This is a genomic window from Aquimarina sp. MMG016, assembly GCF_018100805.1.
GTDB lineage: Bacteria > Bacteroidota > Bacteroidia > Flavobacteriales > Flavobacteriaceae > Aquimarina.
This window is the reverse complement of record NZ_JAGJEA010000002.1, coordinates 598,774-617,083: the sequence shown is the minus strand read 5'-3', so window position 1 is coordinate 617,083 and position 18,310 is coordinate 598,774. Positions and strand designations below refer to the sequence as shown.

General features: G+C 32.6%; 13 protein-coding genes. 6 read left to right on the top strand and 7 right to left on the bottom strand.

Annotation, left to right across the window (positions count from 1 at the left end; genetic code table 11):
- Positions 1-27: 27 nt before the first annotated feature.
- The gene (locus J8M14_RS05630) at positions 28-1,053 is read right to left on the bottom strand and encodes a rod shape-determining protein (RefSeq protein WP_211073602.1); all 1,026 of its coding nucleotides are present in this window, start codon (positions 1,051-1,053) and stop codon (positions 28-30) included.
- A 321-nt stretch (positions 1,054-1,374) separates the two neighbouring features.
- Here J8M14_RS05630 and porQ point away from each other — a divergent pair, with 321 nt between their 5' ends.
- Positions 1,375-2,394, top strand: a complete 1,020-nt coding sequence (gene porQ / locus J8M14_RS05625) for a type IX secretion system protein PorQ (RefSeq protein ID WP_211073601.1) — start codon at positions 1,375-1,377, stop codon at positions 2,392-2,394.
- The gene (gene cmk, locus J8M14_RS05620) at positions 2,394-3,092 is read left to right on the top strand and encodes a (d)CMP kinase (RefSeq protein ID WP_211073600.1); all 699 of its coding nucleotides are present in this window, start codon (positions 2,394-2,396) and stop codon (positions 3,090-3,092) included. The genes porQ and cmk overlap by 1 nt, the downstream gene beginning before the upstream one ends.
- On the opposite strand, the gene J8M14_RS05615 is transcribed toward cmk, so the two are convergent.
- The 3 genes from J8M14_RS05615 to J8M14_RS05605 form a co-directional block, all read right to left on the bottom strand.
- Positions 3,089-3,451, bottom strand: coding sequence for a hypothetical protein (locus J8M14_RS05615; RefSeq protein ID WP_211073599.1), 363 nt, complete (start codon positions 3,449-3,451; stop codon positions 3,089-3,091). The two genes, cmk and J8M14_RS05615, sit on opposite strands and share 4 nt — an antisense overlap.
- 208 nt (positions 3,452-3,659) lie before the next feature.
- Positions 3,660-6,974 carry a reprolysin-like metallopeptidase gene (locus J8M14_RS05610; protein WP_211073598.1) on the bottom strand — a complete coding sequence of 1,105 codons (3,315 nt, stop codon included), beginning with the start codon at positions 6,972-6,974 and terminating at the stop codon, positions 3,660-3,662.
- A gap of 294 nt (positions 6,975-7,268) precedes the next feature.
- Complete coding sequence (locus tag J8M14_RS05605; RefSeq protein ID WP_211073597.1) at positions 7,269-7,646, bottom strand: LysM peptidoglycan-binding domain-containing protein; 378 nt, start codon at positions 7,644-7,646, stop codon at positions 7,269-7,271.
- A 149-nt stretch (positions 7,647-7,795) separates the two neighbouring features.
- On the opposite strand from J8M14_RS05605, the gene J8M14_RS05600 reads away from it, so the two are divergent.
- The 4 genes from J8M14_RS05600 to J8M14_RS05585 are packed head-to-tail and all read left to right on the top strand — an operon-like array spanning position 7,796 to position 10,795.
- A complete protein-coding gene (locus J8M14_RS05600) occupies positions 7,796-8,581 on the top strand; it encodes a tRNA pseudouridine(38-40) synthase TruA (protein WP_211073596.1) in 786 nt (261 codons plus the stop codon).
- A 5-nt stretch (positions 8,582-8,586) separates the two neighbouring features.
- Positions 8,587-9,234 carry an MOSC domain-containing protein gene (locus J8M14_RS05595; protein ID WP_211073595.1) on the top strand — a complete coding sequence of 216 codons (648 nt, stop codon included), beginning with the start codon at positions 8,587-8,589 and terminating at the stop codon, positions 9,232-9,234.
- Between the two features lie 2 nt (positions 9,235-9,236).
- On the top strand, positions 9,237-10,385 hold the full coding sequence (locus J8M14_RS05590; protein ID WP_211073594.1) for an NAD(P)/FAD-dependent oxidoreductase: 1,149 nt from the start codon (positions 9,237-9,239) through the stop codon (positions 10,383-10,385).
- A complete protein-coding gene (locus tag J8M14_RS05585) occupies positions 10,382-10,795 on the top strand; it encodes a hypothetical protein (protein ID WP_211073593.1) in 414 nt (137 codons plus the stop codon). Before J8M14_RS05590 ends, J8M14_RS05585 begins: the two co-directional genes overlap by 4 nt.
- A 35-nt stretch (positions 10,796-10,830) precedes the next feature.
- Here J8M14_RS05585 and J8M14_RS05580 read toward each other — a convergent pair whose 3' ends face one another.
- The 3 genes from J8M14_RS05580 to J8M14_RS05570 form a co-directional block, all read right to left on the bottom strand.
- Positions 10,831-11,364: a hypothetical protein gene (locus tag J8M14_RS05580; RefSeq protein WP_211073592.1), complete on the bottom strand. Its 534-nt coding sequence runs from the start codon at positions 11,362-11,364 to the stop codon at positions 10,831-10,833.
- A 289-nt stretch (positions 11,365-11,653) separates the two neighbouring features.
- The gene (gene recQ, locus J8M14_RS05575; RefSeq protein ID WP_211073591.1) at positions 11,654-13,762 is read right to left on the bottom strand and encodes a DNA helicase RecQ; all 2,109 of its coding nucleotides are present in this window, start codon (positions 13,760-13,762) and stop codon (positions 11,654-11,656) included.
- Between the two features lie 38 nt (positions 13,763-13,800).
- Positions 13,801-17,871 carry a two-component regulator propeller domain-containing protein gene (locus J8M14_RS05570; RefSeq protein ID WP_211073590.1) on the bottom strand — a complete coding sequence of 1,357 codons (4,071 nt, stop codon included), beginning with the start codon at positions 17,869-17,871 and terminating at the stop codon, positions 13,801-13,803.
- Positions 17,872-18,310 lie beyond the last annotated feature (439 nt).

Genomic DNA, 18,310 nt, shown 5'->3' with positions numbered 1-18,310 from the left:
CTTTTCTTTTTTATGTATAACCTAGATTTAATTTAGAGTTTTCTGCACTAGAACATTGGTATAGCGATTTAAGTTTTTAAGAACTATTTCACTACCTTTTACCACTGTTTCCAACGGATAATCACCTGTTCTAACTGGTAGTTCTGTTGCTTTGGATAAACGATCATCTAATCCTCTTAACATTGACCCACCACCAGTTAAGTATATTCCTGAATTATAAATATCCGCTGATATTTCTGGCGGAATCTCAGATAACGTTTCAATAATACTATTTTCGATCTGTGATAAAGACTTATCAAGGCTTTTAGCAATCTGCTTATGTGTAATATTGATTTCTTTAGGTTTCCCTGTTAGTAAATCTCTTCCCTGGACTTGCATAGCCCTAGGAGCTGATTCTAATGTATTTGTAGCAGATCCTACCTGTATTTTGATTTTTTCTGCCATAGATTCCCCTATATGAAGATTATATTCATCACGTATATAAGCAATGATATTATCATTAAAAACATTTCCAGCAATTTTTACAGATTGCCCACTAATAATTCTTCCTAGAGAGATCACAGCAATTTCGGTTGTTCCACCACCAATATCAACAACCATATTACCTATAGGTGCCATAACATCAATACCACCACCTATGGCGGCTGCAACAGGTTCGTGGATTAAAAATACTTTTTTTGCATTAAGACGTTTGGCAGACTCTTTTACTGCTCGCATTTCTACTTCTGTACTTCCACAAGGAATAGAAATGATCATATTGTAAGAAGTCGAAAAGGTTGATGTCTTTTTGACAAAGGTTTTAAGCATTTTTTCTGCGGCATCAAAATTTGCAATCACTCCATCCCTAAAAGGGTAGAGCGTTTTAATATTATGATGAATTTTTCCTCGCATCATACTCGCTTCTTTTCCCACAGCTATTATTTTTCCAGTAATATGATTAATAGCAACTATTGAAGGGTTGTTAACAGCTATTTTTCCGTTTTGGGTAATAAGAGTATTAGAGGTGCCGAGATCAATTGCAATTTTTTCGGTTAAAAAATCGAAAAGGCCCATAGAGATGTGTGTTAGTTAGTGTTTATTGTTAGATTTGGTTTTTCATTAATAAAAAATACTAGTATCAATTATTAATGTAGGGTACAGTTGATAATAACTCTAATAGTGTATTATTATTGTATCATAATTTTAAACTGTTGTTTTACAGTCATTTATGTTTTTGTGTGATTTTGATTAAAAAATTGAGATATAGAGCATAAATGTGTAATTGAACCATTGTTTCCAATCATGGGTAATAGATTTTTGTATTCATTTTGAAGGGCATAAAATTTTTATACTTAACTATCGTTTTCCAGATAGTTTCTTTTATTTTTGTTGCCAATGATTCGTATTTTCATATTCTTGATATTGATTTCTTTTTCTTCTTTAACCTATTCACAAATAGGAGGAAGGTATACTTACCAATTCTTGAATCTGGTTTCTTCACCAAGACAAGCTGCGTTAGGTGGTAAATATGTTACTGGTTATAATATGGATCCTACCTCTGCTATGCTAAATCCTGCTTCTATCAATACCGAAATGAATAATCAATTAGCTGTCAATTATGTGAATTATATAGCTGATGTTAATTATGGATCTGTTGCATATGCTAAAGCTTTTGGCAAAAATCAAAGAATGTTTCATGCAGGGGTGACCTATATTAATTATGGTAAATTCGATGGTTTTGATGAATTTGGAAATGCTACCGGAGATTTTGGCGCTGGAGAAGTAGCTGTATCTATAGGGTATGCTCAAAATATCCCTAATTCTAAATTTCATGTCGGAGCCAATGCTAAGATTATTTCCTCTAAGTTAGAAGAATACACTTCTACAGGAGGAGCATTAGATTTGGGAATTATATATCATAATCCAGAGACTACTTTTGATTTTGGTTTTGCTATTCGTAATTTAGGAACTCAGTTTTCAACATATGCCGGTACTAGAGAAGACCTTCCTTTGTCAATTGATGCAGGATTTGCACAAACATTGAAAGGAGTTCCTATACGATGGAATTTTACTTTAGAAAATTTACAGACTTGGGACATTGCATTTAGTAATCCTGCCAGAGATATTACAGATCTGGAGGGAAATGTAGAGGCGGATGATCCTAGTTTTTTTAATAATGCTCTACGACATATAGTTTTGGGAGTAGAGCTTTTTCCGGATAGTGGTTTTAATATTCGTTTAGGATATAATTTTAGAAGATCAGAAGAGCTTAGGGTTGTAGATCAACGTTCATTTGCAGGATTAAGCGGTGGTTTATCATTAAAATTAGGAAAATTTAGATTTGCATATTCTTATGCGAGATATAATTCTGCCGCATCCTCAAGTACTTTTGGTATTAATGTCAATCTTCAATAGTGAACAATAAAAAAATAATTATAGCAATAGACGGTCATTCTTCTACAGGAAAAAGTACCGTTGCCAAGCAACTTGCAAAAAGCTTAGGGTATATTTATGTGGATACCGGTGCGATGTATCGCTCTGTAGCTTTATTTGCAATGAGAAAATCCTTAATTGATCTAGATCACTTTGATAAAGAGGGGTTAGAAAATATACTAATTGATATTAATATTAGATTCGAGGTTAATCCTGAAACTGGTTTGGCAGAAACTCTTCTTAATGGAGAAAATGTAGAAAGAGAAATCAGAACACTATCAGTTTCCAAGCATGTTAGCAAAGTAGCAGCAGTATCCAAAGTTCGAAAAAAGTTAGTGGAGCAACAACAACAGATGGGTAAAGATAAAGGTATTGTTATGGATGGACGAGATATTGGTACTGTTGTATTTCCAGATGCAGAACTAAAATTATTTATGACCGCCACTGCAAAAGATAGAGCAGAGCGCAGGTATAAAGAATTATTGGAAAGGGGAGAAGAAGTTTCTTATGAAGATGTACTAAAAAACGTTGTGAATCGTGATCATATAGACAGTACTAGAAAAGATTCACCACTTCGTAAAGCCGAAGATGCAATACAAATAGATAATTCTAACTTAACATTAGATGAACAGTTTAAGCAAATATTGCAATTGGCTAACAAGACTATAGAAAAAAATTAGTCGTTTCCTCCTTCTAATGTCGTAATATGATCTTCACTAAAATTTCCTTTATTCAAATCTCGTATTAAATAGAATTTCATTTTATCCTTAACCCATTCAATCAATTCTCTATAATCATTTTTGCCTCTGAGTATTAAAACTCTGTTTAGCCTAAAGATATGATCATCAATTTGCTTGTACTGTTCAATAGATTGATCAGTAACTTCGTAAAAAGGAACTTCGTTTACGGTTATATATTTCTTGCCATTATTCATTACAATCTGATCTTTGTATTCATAGATCGGTTTTGTTTTGGATAGAGTTTGACCATACTGAGAGTAGGTAACTAAAAAAAGTAGTAGGAATAGGACTTTTTGCATTCTGTTGAGTTTCTAAATTTAAGGCGTACAAAAATACGGTAAAACCGTAAATTAATAATGATTTTTTTATTTTTTTACACTTTAAAAAGATGAAATGTAAATTAAATTTATAAAAATAAAACGGAAAAAAGAAAAGCTGCACAAATTAGTGTGCAGCTTTTATAATACTAAAAAGGATGACTAATCATCCTTTTTTATTTAAATAATGTTATTTCTTTGCAACTTTAGTAGTGAAAGATTTTCCTTTCAAATCTATTGTTACCATATATAAACCAGTTCCTAGCGTAGAAAAATCAATAGTATTATTATTCACTTTTCCATAAGAAACTGTTCTACCAGTTATATCTCTAACCATATAATTTGAAACAGTTTTTGAAGAAGATATATTAAGAACATTTTCTACAAGAGTTGGATATACGGAAATCTTCAAAGTTTCAGTTGTTTTGAAATCAACTACTTCTGGACCTCTAGAAGTTCCGCCAACTGTAAATGTAGTAGATTCAGAACCTCCAAATGATCCTCCTGAAGCTAGAGTAGTGCTTCCTGCTGTTAAAGAATAAGATCCGTTTCCATATGTACAACATATACCATCGCCGTAAGAATCACTAATAGTAAATGTGTATGTTCCAGCATCTAAACACTCAGTGACAGTAATTGTAGATCCATCAGGTTGTGAACCATAAGTTCCTCCTGAAGCAACCACTTGATTACTACTGTTAGTAATTTGCCAGCTTGTTTCCTCTGGATAATTATCTAAAGTTATAGATAAGTTAACATCAGTACAAGTAGGGTTAGGATCTACAGTTCCTGTAGTCAGTTTGATATCATCAATAGTCATATCACCAGCCCAAGAAGTACTTGTAACACCATTAAATCTAAGTTGAACTCCTGCACCAGTTAGTGATGTTAGATCAACACTTGCAGATAGCCAAGAATTACCCTGATTACCAGATTCAGTCCAAACTGAAGACCATGTGTTTCCATTATCATTACTAGCTTCTAAAGTTAATGTTCCCATACTACTACCATACATATGATATTGGAAAGTAAATGTTGCTTGAGATGCAGCAGATAAATCAAAACAAGGAGAGTTTAAAATTGCTCTTTTGTTTGGATACCCTGTACCATTACCAGATGCTTCAATATACATATAGAAAGACCCTTCTGTAGCACTCGATGGTCCTGTATTACGAGAAGGAGTTCCATTAGAATCTCTTGTCCAGTTGATATCATCTCCGTTAGCTTGTGACCAGTTACCTAAACCACTTTCAAAACCTTCACTATATGGAAAAGAAGAAATTCCTGCTGTACATCCCGTGTTTGGAGGCGTAGCTATCGTAGTAACGTTTACCGTGTTACTAAAACCTGATTCGTTTCCTGCACCATCTTTAGCTTTTACTCTAAAAGAGTATGCTGTCTCAGGAGACAATCCTGTAGCAGTATAAGATGTTCCTGCTACCGTAGCAACTACTGTACTTCCTCTATACACATCGTATCCAGTTACTCCTACATTATCAGTAGAAGCATTCCAAGAAAGATCAGTAGCGTTAGAAGTCGTGTTAGAGGCAGCTAAGCTTGATGGAGTAGAAGGGGCTTCAGTATCTGGAGTTACAACACCAGAAATTTCGAAATTAGCATTAGAAATATCAAAGAATACATTTCCTGATCCTTTTACCATAATTCTGTTCTGATTACCCTGTGCATTTGGTACAGTTATATCATGAGAACCATCATTTGGTACTCCTGTAGCCAAAGCAATTGAATATGTATCTCCACCATCCGTTGATAAGTAAATATCTACGTTAGCGGCGTTAATTCCATTTCCTGTAGTTCCTGCAACATCCCATGTTACGGTTTGTACAGAGTTTGCAGACCAGCTTACATTAGTGTTTGGAGAGTTTACTACAAATGGCCCAGCATTAGCAGTTACATTTACTCTCATATCATCACTATTGTTTCCGGCACCTCCAGCTTTATTATCCCTAACAGTCAATCTAAAGTTTAGTGTTCTTGTTACATCAGGAACAGCTTCCCATTGCCAAGAAGTAGCACCAGTTTTAATAGTTGATAATCTTGGGAAATATCTTTTATTAGATGTTGAAGGGTTAAAAGATCTAAAAGCCACACCAGAAGTAGCAGTCACACTTGGGTAAGTCGTTGCAGCGTTATTTTCATCTCTTTGTTCCCAGCAATATGTAAGTGCATCACCTGAGTTAGCATCTGATGCCTGTCCTTCAAGAACAAAAGGAGTTCCTTTTGGCACAGTATAATCAGCTCCTGCGCTAACAGTAGGGATTGCGTTACCAGTATTTGTATTTGTTTGACAGCTAGTAGACTTTACATAATTAGTAACTTGCTGAATAGAAAAGAAGTGAAAATAGGGATCACTGTTCTGTTGTACATCAGTAGCACCGGTAATACCAGCATATCCCATAATTGTAGTTCCACTTCCAGGCTCAAAATGAGCATTAGTACTTTCATTTCTGAAAGAGAATGTATGGTTAGCTCCAAACTGATGTCCAATTTCGTGAGCTACATAATCTACATCAAAAGGATCACCTACAGGAGTACTTCTAGAAGTAAATGCACTTCCTTTACTTCCATTTACACATACACAACCAATACATCCAGCATTTCCATTATCACTTGCTCTAGCAAATAAATGACCGATATCGTAGTTAGCCTCTCCAATAACATTAGTTAATGTATTCTGAACTTGACTATTAAAGCCTCCATTAGAATATGGGTCAGTACTAGAGTTAGTGTAAATTACATCATCATTATTAGCAATAACTATCATAGTTACAGCAAAATCATTTTCAAAAATTCCATTAACACGGGTCATAGTGGTATTAATTGCTGCCAAAGCTCCTGCTTTAGTTCCCCCATGAAATTGTGTATACTCTCCAGTAGTGGAAACTGCAATTCGATAGGTACGTAAAGTGCTATCATCAGCATTTTTCATATCAACTGATCCAGACTTGTTGGAAAAAGCAGAATCATCAACTAAACATTCAAATTTCCCAGTGGATGGAAGTTTTTCAGCTTTAGAATACACAGTATAAGTACCACTTTGATTATCTGTAAGTGGTTCAATAAATACTGCGCCATTTTCACCTAAACGCATACTTTGCAATCCAAGAGGTGAAATACTGAATCTAATAATAGCAGTAGGATTATCAATTCCTTGACCTGCATAAGATTTAATTCCAGGATACCTTGCAGCTAAATCAGGATGTAGAACCGGAGCTTCAAATATTCTGAAGTTCTCTAATGCTCCATTTTCACCAGGAAATGCCATAATTACACTAGAGTTAATTGATTTCCCTCTTTTAGGTGAAGCTTGTAGAGCTTGTGTAAAACCATCGAAATCGAGGGTGAATAAATGTTGGGTTGGTAAGTCTTTTTTAGTTTCTAGAACTGTTTGACTTTTTAATTGAGTGGTTCCCGTCCAAAAGGTTTTTTGAGAGAACCCAAAGCTTATTACAAATAAGCCCACGAATAAGGATAATCGTGTTTTCATAATAACATATAATTTGAGTTAGCGATGGCAAATGTAAAAAGATTATTAATATAATTGTGAATTATTTAACAATAAAATTATATTGTGTTAATAATTATACGTTTTTGCTAATCAAAAGGAGGGTGTGTTATTAATAATTTAATTTAGTTAAGGATTTAGCTTGTGTTATTAAAAAGTTGTTAATTTTTTCTGTGTTAAAAATTGGAATTGGCACTATTTTACCGGTACATTATGGAATAAAAAAAAGCCACAGAGTTGCAGCTTTTAGTACTATATTAGATTAAATATTTCTTTCTAAATATTAGGAATAATAAGTTCCTGATCTGGGTGAATGATATCCGGGTTTTTAAGAATATTTGTATTAGCTTCAAATATCGCTTTGTATTTCATGGGATCGCCATAATAATGCTTTGCTATCTTGCTTAGAGATTCACCACTTTTTACAGTATGCTTATGATATATAGAAGTATCAGCTACATCAATATCAGCAACTATATCAGAAGGAGACTCACCACCAATTTCTTTGATTTTATCCCAAAGTTGATTTTTTTCGTATTGAGTCTGAGCCGTTCCTTTTATTTTTAAAGTACCGTTATCTTCAGATACATCTCCGTTTTGGATGTTTAATTTTTGTCCTAAATCAAGAACGTCTTGATATTTAGCTTTTACCATAACTAAGTTGATTTTAAATTATTAATTAGCTTTACTCAAATATAAGAATTTATAACCCTGTTTTTATATATTTTTTGGATTAAAAAAATGTCAATTATCGTCCAAATGCATAATTTATCTATATTCGACAATTAATACTAGTATATTATATGTTTAGAAAACGTTTCTATTATCTTATTCAATTGCAATATTTAGGTTTTAGGTATCACGGCTGGCAAAAACAGCCAAAGGTGAATACACTCCAGCGCATGGTAGAAAGAACCATTAATTATGTTTTGGATCATAATGATTTTAAAATATTAGCTGCTGGTAGAACAGATGCCAAAGTTTCTGCTAACGAAGCATATGTAGAATTATTTGTTGATCATCAGTCATTGAACCTGCAAGAGTTTTATCCTTTATTTAATAAAAATCTTCCACAAGATATTAGAGCTTTGAGTATTGAGGAGACAGATGAGCATTTTAATATCATCCAATCACCCAAAATAAAAGAGTATTTGTATTTATTTTCTTTTGGAGAAAAGTTTCATCCGTTTTGTGCGCCTTTTATGTATAATATATTAGATAAACTTGATATTGCTGCAATGCAGAAAGCGGCAAAACTTTTTGAAGGAAAACATAATTTTAGATCCTACTGTCATCGTCCGTCAGCAAACACAATCCTTGAAGGTGAAATTACTTATTGCGAAATCAAAAAAAATGATACCTACACAGCCAATTTTTTTCCAGAAGAGAGTTATCTTTTACGGGTAAAAGGAGAGGGATTTAAAAGAAATCAAATTAGACTGATGATGGGAGCTTTAATCGACTTAGGTAAAGGTAAAATTGATCTAAACTTTATAAAACAAACATTGGATCCTGAAGCAGAGGAAATTACTTTAGAACATATAGTTCCAGGTTCAGGGCTGATCTTAAATTCTGTTGAATTTAAATAATATGTATGAAAGTTATATCTACAAATATTGGCGAGACTAAAATCATATCCTGGCGAGGTAAGGATGTAAAGACTGGTATCTATAAATATCCGGTAGAAGAACCAATATATCTTGAAAAAGAAGATGTAAAAGGGGATCACGTTGTAGACAGAAGAGTTCATGGCGGAGTTGACAAAGCCTGCTATCTATATTCGGCAGATCATTATCCTTATTGGAAAGAAAGATATCCTGACTTAGACTGGAATTATGGAATGTTTGGAGAAAATATAACGATTGAAGGTCTTGATGAAAGTGTAATTAAAATAGGGGCTACCTATTTTTTAGGAAAGGCTTTGGTTCAAGTTTCTCAGCCAAGACAACCATGTTTTAAACTTGGAGTACGTTTTGAAACGCAAACGATTTTAAAAGAATTTATAAGTGCTATGTTTCCCGGAGTATATCTTAGAGTATTAAAACCTGGAGTAGTAAAGGTAGGAGATACTTTAGAATTACACGAGGCATACGATGGAATATCTATAAAAGAAATGTATCAATTGACATATCACGATGTCGATTCTGAAGAATTAATTAGGAAAGCTATTAATGACCCTTTAGTTACTGTTAATAACAAAGCTAATATATTAAGACGTTTTGGAAGCTCTCACGCAGAATGAGTATGGAGAATTTAATACAGAATCTTATCATTGGAGCTGGTCCGGCAGGATTATCAATAGCAGGCAGGTTACGAAAAAAGAATATTTCTTTTGAAATACTTGAACAAACAGATAAAATAGCTTGGAGTTGGCATAATCATTATGATCGTTTATTATTGCATACAGTAAAAGAGTTATCCCATTTACCACATTTGGAGTTTCCTAAGGATTATCCTCGATATGTTCCCAAAGCTAAATTGGCAGAATACTATAAAAATTATGCAAAGCATTTTAATATAAAACCTCATTTTGGAACGTCAGTAAAGCAAATAAAAAAGAAAGATAATTATTGGGAAGTTTTAACCAATGCTAAATCTTTTATTGCAGAAAATGTAATTGTTGCTACAGGGGTCAATAGAGTTCCATATATACCAACTTGGGAAAATCAAGATAGGTATAAGGGCGATATTATTCATAGTAGAAAGTATAAAAACACTTTACCCTTTATGGGAAAGAGAGTGTTAATTATAGGAATGGGTAATACAGGAGCAGAATTGGCTTTGGATCTCAGTGAGCAGGATATTGATGTTACCGTTTCTGTGAGAAGCCCATTATTGATTGTCCCTAGAGATATCAACGGTCGACCGGTACAAACGACGGCTAAAAAACTAGAAAAATTACCTTTTGGGTTAGGCAGATGGATTGGTAAGCAAGTTAGAAAAGTGGTAATAGGCGATTTATCTAAATATGGAATCACCATTTCTAAAGATGATCCTATTGATCATTTAAAACAGACCGGAAAAACTCCTGTAATTGATTTGGGTACGGTAAGGCAAATCAAATCAAGAAAGATTAAAGTGGTTAGTGATATCGATTGTTTCTTCGAAAACGGGGTTGTGTTAAAAGATAGAACTCTATTAGAAACTGATGCAGTGATACTGGCCACGGGATATAAAGCAAAAGTAGAAGAGTTTTTAGAATATACAGATGGGCTATTAGACCAATACAGTATTCCCAATACTCCAATTGGAGAAGGAGAGTATGAAGGTTTGTATTTTATAGGGTTTGATAATTATAAACTAGGCGGGATTTTAGGAACAATATATAATGACTCAAAAACTATTGTGGATCATATTTCTAAGCTGCATACAATGAAAAAAACTGTAAAATGAAACATAAATTAATAATTACATTTAGTGTATTTCTTTATGCTATTGTAGTACCATACTTAGAAATAAATAATACTCATGTTTTTAACCCGGACTGGACACCACATGTTCGAATTCACGAAGTATGGCAGCTTATCACAAATTCATGTATTGGGATCTTATGTCTTTTTTTGGTTTGGAAGAAAGGGAAAATAACGATAAGTTCAGTACTCAGTATGATAATTACAGGTAGTTTTTTAATTGCATTTACATTACAAGATTTTTATGGTGGATCAATGAAATATTTAGATGGAAGCGAAAAAACTTTATTAGGAATTAATATTGGTATTATCGGTTTTGGTTTAGCATTTATACTTTTGGTTGTGTCCACACTTATTCATATTAAAGAAGTTAAAGCGAATAACAACACATAAGCTAGTAAAACTAAACTCAACGGTAAATTGATTGCTTAATCTACTTCAATCAAATAAGCTTCATCATTCTCAGGAAATTCTATATCGTAAAATTCGCCGGCTTTATTGAGGATACTTCGTACATTCATACGTATTTTCCATTCTCCTTTTCCGAATCGATTTTTACTAAGTTGTATTTCTCTGGCTTCTCCATTTTTAAACTTATAGCGAAGCCTGTCAGCAGTTTTATCCATTCCATTTATCCAAACAGGATTTGCCGTCCAACCGTTGGTTTTCCACCATAGGTCGCTTTCAGGATTTTTGGGTTTTAAGTCCTTATTATTCAATGGCCATTCCCCCATTTGAGCAGAAACGTGTAAATTCAAGGGATCGGATATAGTATTAGTTTCAATTTCTAGATCTACCGTACCATAACTTCCCTCAGGATAACAATAACTTATCCATACATAATAATCATCCTGAAAAATATACAAATTCACATCCTCAGAAATTGATATGGAGTTAGCACCTAGTTTTATATATTCATTACAATTTCCATCCACCAAAGGAGGCGCAATCAGGTTAGTCATGTTTTTATGAGAACTACAAGAGCACATCATCACGAAGATGATGAAAAGTTTCAAAATGTTTCTATACATAATAAAAATATTGATCAGTTTTGTATGCACAGAAGAATGTAAGACTAGGATTTCTTCTTTAAGTTCAAAATAGCCAGCTACTAATCTAAATGATTTTATACTTTAAATCATAAAATTTTAACAATGTTTATGCAAATCTTAACTTTTACAAGTAAATTTTTAAGTTCTTAATAGATGAAGTGCATAAAAGTTATTAAGATCGAGGTCTTAGTATTCTAGCTTATTCATTTTCCAAAATGGTCAAGCACATTTTAATAGTGTTGTAATCTATAGCTTCTTCAAAATATTCAAAATATGGTTTTAATCCCTCTGGTTTTTCTAAAGTGTCTTTCGCCTTTTTTATTGATTCTAGATCTTCTTTGTTTACAAATTGTATCAGGTCTATATCTTCACCCTCGGCATGTAATTTCATAATATGAGAAAAGATTGTAGATACGGCTAACTTTCTTTCTACCGAAATCTCTTCAATAGATAATCCTGTTTTATAAAGTGCAAGTGTTTCTTTTAGAGTGTTTCCTTTATTGGCACTTTTTTTTCTTTTTGGTTTTTCTGCAGAAAAATCAATAATAGTTTTAATAAATTGGTATCCATAATTCTGCATCTTTTGTCTTCCGACTCCGCTGATTTGTATAAACTCTTCATCACTCATCGGACGTTGCTTTTCCATCTCTTTAAGAGAAGCATCACTAAAAATTTGATATGCAGGAATACCAGCTTCCTGAGCTAAATGTAAACGAAGTTCTCTTAACTTTTCGAATAAAGTATTTGGTTTGGCCTTTTTTATTTGTTCTTGTGCAATTTCTTTTGCTTTTTCAAACGCTGCAAGATTAGCTAGACTTACAGTTTCTTTGTCAAACAATACTTTTTTAGAAAGTTCAGTAAGTTTTAATCTATTGTTTAGGTGAAAAGCAATTTCCAGATATCCTTGATTAATTAGCTGAATAATATATTGTTGCCAGTCTTGCCAGGAAATATCGTTGGCAATTCCATATGTTTTTATGCTTTGGTATCCTTTATCATAAACAGTTGCGTTTTGTGCACCTCGTAATACATCGATTATTGTCCCAATCGGTTCTTCTTCTTTAACTCTGGCTACGCAAGACAATGCTTTTTGAGCAATGATAGTACCATCAATAAAACTTGGAGGGTTTTTGCATACGTCACAATTACCACAATCCTCAGTGATCAATTCTCCAAAATAGCTAAGTAATATTTTACGTCTACAACTCAATGAATCAGCATATTGCTTCATACGATCCAGTTTAGCGAGTTGTACTTCTTTATTACCCGACATATCTGCAAATTTCTGTAATTGCACAACATCGGCGTAGCTATGAAATAGTAACGTAGAAGAAGGTAATCCATCTCTTCCTGCACGTCCAATTTCTTGATAATATCCTTCGATATTTTTAGGTAAATTATAATGGATTACCCATCGAACATTGGATTTGTCAATTCCCATCCCAAAAGCAATGGTAGCACAAACAATTTGTACAGTATCATTGATGAAACCTTCTTGTACTTCAGATCTTTTTTGGTGATCTATACCTGCATGGTATGCTTCTGCCAGGAAACCTTGATTTTGTAACTTTTCTGCAAGCATTTCTGTGGTTTTTCTGCTTAAGCAATAAACAATACCACTATCATTAGGTTTATCCGATAAAAAGGCAAGAATTTGTTCCACACGTTTAATTCCGGGTCTTACCTCAAGACTAAGGTTTTTTCGATCAAAAGATGCTAAATGCTGAGTTGCATTCGGAATATTTAATTGATTACAAATATCTTGTCGGGTAGCTTTGTCTGCAGTGGCGGTTAATGCTATAACCGGAGTGTCTGAAAATTTATCCTTAAGATAACCTAGTTGTGTATATGCAGGCCTGAAATCATGCCCCCAAGCTGAAATACAGTGAGCTTCATCAATAGCAATCAAACTAATTTTTATTTGAGATAAAATGGTATCCAGAAAACTTAGGCTCTCTGGAGCTAGATAAAGAAGTTTAATCTCTTTGTCCAATAGTTTTTGATAAATATCTTGTTGTTCATTCTCTGTTTGACTACTGTTTACAAAAGCAGCAGAAATACCATTAGCTTTTAATCCATCAACTTGATCTTTCATCAAAGCTATTAATGGTGAGATGACTAAAGTAATGCCAGGTAGGAGTAAAGCAGGTAATTGGTAACAGATAGATTTACCACCGCCAGTCGGCATAATTACTAAATTATCTTTGCTATCAAAGATCGAATCAATGATTTCTTGCTGTAATGGTCTAAAGGAATCATACCCAAAATATTCTTTAAGGGTATGTAATATTTGTTGTTGGTCAGGCATAACTACAAAGAAAAGAAAATACCTATTAAAATTACGGTTTATGAATAAAATGTCTGTGCATATTCTGAAGGTGATTTTTGGTAATATTTTTTAAAACATTTTGAAAAATATTTAGGGTCTTTAAAACCAACTTTATAGCCTACTTCAGCAACACTTAGTTCTCCAAGCTCTAGTAGTTCAGTGGCTTTTTTCATTCTTATAGAATTGATAAACTCTTTTGGAGTAAGATTGGTCCACGCTTTTACCTTAACAAATAGCATAGTTCTGCTTAACCCTAATTCTGAACTAAAATACGGTATGTCAAAAGAAGGGTTGTCTATATTATTTTCAATAATCTTTACTGCTTTTCTTTGTAAATTTTCATCAATTGAGTCTATGGTATTGTTTACATTTTCAGAGTTGGTCTCAGCAAACTTGTTTTTTACTTTTTCCGTAGTACTGAGAAGATTCTTAATAATCAGAAGCAGTTCTTTAATATTAAAAGGTTTATCTATGTATGCATCAGCTCCGGATTCTAAACCATCAAATTTGTGAGGCATAGATGAACGTGATGTGAGTAATATAATAGGAATATGACTCGTGCGATGATCATTTTTTATTTTTGAACAAAATTCTGTCCCCTCCATCTTTGGCATAATAACATCACTTATAATCAAGTCAGGAAAAACTCTTAATGTTTTTTTGAATCCTTCTTCTCCATTTTCGGCTTGTTCTACTGTATAATGCTTTTTTAGAATGTCTACAATAAACTTTCTAAATTCATCATTATCTTCAACTACTAAAATTTTTGGTTTGTTACTATCTATATTTGGAATTATTTTGTCTAGTTCGATAATTCTAAGGGCTTCATTAAGATACTCTTGTTTATTATCGTCAAAGTTTTCTGCTTTAGTAGTATCGGTAAACAGTATTTCATGGTCTTTTAGATGATTACGTCCAGTTTTTAAGGTTATTGTAAAGGTAGTTCCATTTCCTTCATCACTTTTTACCTCGATAGCGCCTTTATGTAGATCAATTACTTTTTTTGCAATATGTAAGCCAATACCACTTCCTTGATTAAATTGTTTTTGGTATTCGACATCACTAGCTATTTCATAATACCTATCAAAAATTTTATCAATGAATTCCTTTTTAATTCCACGACCATTATCAGAGATTTCTATAATCGCATGATCATTTTTGCGATAAAGCTTAACTTTTACTGTTCCTCCTCTGGGTGTATATTTAAAAGCGTTAGACAAAATATTATAAAATACCTTTTCTAGTTTGCTTTGATCATAAAATATTGGAATTTCTTTTGAATCATATGTAATAGAATATTGATAATTACCAATAGAAGCATATTCCTCAAATGATTTATAGATTTCCTCTAAAAATGAAACTAAATTCTCTTCTCTGGCTTGAAGTTTAGAATGTTTATTTTCGAATGCTCTAAAATCTAGCACCTGATTAGTAAGTTTTAGAAGTTGATCAGAATTACGCTTTATGGTTAGTAATTTCATATATGTAGCCTTATTTCCACTATAGTTTTCTATAAGCTGCTGAAGTGGTGCTATAATAAGCGTTAAGGGTGTTCTAAAATCGTGTGAAATATTAGTAAAGAATTCTAACTTAGACTTGTTAATTTCCTCTTGTCTTATATTTTCTAATCGTTCAGATTTAAGTTTTTGACCAAGTATTATCTTTGCTCTCATATTTCTATAGATCTGATAAAGTACAAAAACGATGATCAAGATGTAAATCACAAAAGCTAATGGTGTTTTCCAAAGTGCTGCTTTTACCTTAATTTTTAAAGAAGTAGGCTCTTCATTCCAGGCATCCGGATTATTTGCATCTTTTACCTGAAAAATATAATTTCCTGGTTTTTGGATAGTATAACTGGCTTCATGACTATTCGTAAATTTCCAGTCAGCGTTAAGTCCTACTAATCGGTATGCATATCGATTATTCGCAGCATTGATATAATTTGGAATAGCAAAATTGAGTGTAAAAGAAGCTTCATCATGTTCTAGGACTAATTGATCCATGAATGAAATACTTTTATCAAGCTCTTTGCCATTAAGTTGTAGACTGGTTAAAACAACTTTAGAAATATAATCACTTCTTTTTAATTCTTTGGGATTAAAAAAATAGGCTCCTTTTACTCCACCAAAATATAAATTACCATTACTTCCCTTTAAATAAGAGTTATTAATGAATTCGTTACCTAAAAAACCTTCGGTTTGAGTATAAATCGTAGTATTTTTGGTCTTTGGTTGATACTTCACTAATCCCAGATTACTACTGATCCAAAGATTATCTTGATTATCTTCTACAATACTGTAGGCTGCAGTTACTCTGGTGTTCAATAATTCTAAGTCAAGTTGTTCAAAGGAACCATTCACTAATTTAAAGACACCTCGTTCTTTTGTGCCTACAAAAATTTCACCTACATGATTTTCGTATATGCATATAATATTATGTCCATAAGACTTTTCATTCTCGAAAAGAAACCTTTCTATGACTTTATCTTCAGAACTTAATTGATCAAAAGAAATTTTATTTATGCCTTTATCGGTTCCAATCCATAAATTACTTTGTAGATCAGAGATCATACATCGTATTCTATCATTGGTTAGAGAATTAAAGTCTGATATGTGATGCTGAATAGAACTTATTTCTTTAGTAGTAAGGTTATATACTATTGCACCTGCTCCAAATGTCCCAAAAACAAGCTGGTTTTTTATTTTTTTAATAGTATATACTCTTTTATCTGATAATAAATTTTTAAGCTCTGGATTATTGATTTCCAGAAAACTTTTGGTGGTGATATCAAAGCATTTAACGCCATCTTTTAATGTTCCAATCCATAATTTTTGATCATCTATTAATAAAGATTTTACATTGGCATTTGATAATTTTTTGTTTAGTGCTTCTGTAAGTTCATTACAGGTTTTTCCATTATTGTGAATTACGGTAACACCACTGCCTTCTGTCCCTAAATATATAATACCTTTAGAGTCTTCTGCAATAGAACTTACAACTCCAAGATGATATGCTTGATCTCGTTTAGTTCTGTATAGGGTATGAAAATTATTATTATGAATGTCCCATAGATTTGCTCCTCCATAATAAGTACCAATCCAAACAGAACCATTACGATCGGTAAAGATTTCTTTGATACTATTTTTACTTATACTTTTAGGGTTACCTGGTTGATTAACAATTTTAATAATCTCATTATTCACCTTTTTTATAAAAAGTCCATCATAGGTGCCTATCCACAGATTAGAGTTATAATCATATACTAACCTCCTTATATCAGAGCTTGATATTTTATTTTTACCAACTTCATTATATTTAATAAAGGTCTCATTTTTTTTGTTGAATAGAAATAATCCGTTTCCCCTTGTTCCAATCCATATATTTCCATCAGAATCTTCATTTAGGGATTGTATAAATAGTTTAGGCAATGTCTCATGATCTAATCCGTACCTTTTAAATTTTAAGTTATAGATATCATCATTAGTAACTTGATGAAGACCTGAAGAGGTCCCGATCCATACCTTTTTTTCTTTGTCTTGAAAAATTTCTATAATAAAATCACTAGATAAACTTGTAATATCGTTTTCATCTTTACCATAACGAATCAAATCCTCTTCTTTCTTATCATAAATAAATAGTCCGTCAGAAGTAGCAAACCAAAGCGTACCGTCAGCCATTTCTCTAATGGTTCTTATGGAGCGATGTGAATTAGTATTTTTTTTTGAGGAATATAAAAAACGAGTAAATGTTTCTGTTCTGGGATTAAACTTGTTGAGCCCGTTATAAGTCCCAACCCATACAAAACCATCTTTATCTTCTTTTATAGACAAAATATCGTTATTACTTATAGACGTGGAATCGGCAGGATTACTTCTATATATTGTGATTTCTTCACCATCATGTTTATTAATACCATCACGGGTGCCAATCCACATCCTATCGAACTGATCTTGTTCTATAGCTACTACGGTACTTTGTGATAACCCTTCGGATACTGAGAAGTGAATGAAGTTGTTAAAATTAGATTCTTGGGAAAAAGCAAAAAGATGTATTAAAAATACAAATCGTGTAATTGCTCTTTTCATATTTTGGGTTTAAGTATGATTGGTTTAGTTATAAATATAACGCTAATTTGTCAGATTATTATGACTTAAAACAGCTCAATTGTATTCTTTTTTGTTTAAAAACTCCTCTTGTTAAATAAACAAATCTGTTAAAAACAAGTTGTAAAATAATTGATAATCAGATAGTTGAACAAAAACACTCCCTGAATCGGACTTTTGTTACCCCTTTAATTCTTAAAATTGTGATGAAATTAATTGCTTCTACCCTAGTAGTTAAGATTTAATTTATAGTACTGAACAGAACAGTTGGGAGAAATAAATAATAACGTGAAAACACAAAATTTATGAAAACTATGAAAACCCCAAAGTCTGTAAAAATTTATTTATAGCGCAATTTTATTTGCTGCACACCTAGAAGATCCAGTTTCCTCTTTCATGATCTAAGGTGATTGCTTTATTT

Excerpts from the sequence above, each read along its gene's own strand:
- J8M14_RS05580 (WP_211073592.1), bottom strand. The coding sequence starts at position 11,364 with ATGACTAACCTGATTGCGCCTCCTTTGGTGGATGGAAATTGTAATGAA.
- J8M14_RS05630 (WP_211073602.1), bottom strand. The coding sequence starts at position 1,053 with ATGGGCCTTTTCGATTTTTTAACCGAAAAAATTGCAATTGATCTCGGC.
- recQ (WP_211073591.1), bottom strand. The coding sequence starts at position 13,762 with ATGCCTGACCAACAACAAATATTACATACCCTTAAAGAATATTTTGGG.
- J8M14_RS05615 (WP_211073599.1), bottom strand. The coding sequence starts at position 3,451 with ATGCAAAAAGTCCTATTCCTACTACTTTTTTTAGTTACCTACTCTCAG.
- J8M14_RS05590 (WP_211073594.1), top strand. The coding sequence starts at position 9,237 with ATGGAGAATTTAATACAGAATCTTATCATTGGAGCTGGTCCGGCAGGA.
- J8M14_RS05610 (WP_211073598.1), bottom strand. The coding sequence starts at position 6,974 with ATGAAAACACGATTATCCTTATTCGTGGGCTTATTTGTAATAAGCTTT.
- J8M14_RS05570 (WP_211073590.1), bottom strand. The coding sequence starts at position 17,871 with ATGAAAAGAGCAATTACACGATTTGTATTTTTAATACATCTTTTTGCT.
- J8M14_RS05585 (WP_211073593.1), top strand. The coding sequence starts at position 10,382 with ATGAAACATAAATTAATAATTACATTTAGTGTATTTCTTTATGCTATT.
- J8M14_RS05600 (WP_211073596.1), top strand. The coding sequence starts at position 7,796 with ATGTTTAGAAAACGTTTCTATTATCTTATTCAATTGCAATATTTAGGT.
- J8M14_RS05595 (WP_211073595.1), top strand. The coding sequence starts at position 8,587 with ATGAAAGTTATATCTACAAATATTGGCGAGACTAAAATCATATCCTGG.
- porQ (WP_211073601.1), top strand. The coding sequence starts at position 1,375 with ATGATTCGTATTTTCATATTCTTGATATTGATTTCTTTTTCTTCTTTA.
- J8M14_RS05605 (WP_211073597.1), bottom strand. The coding sequence starts at position 7,646 with ATGGTAAAAGCTAAATATCAAGACGTTCTTGATTTAGGACAAAAATTA.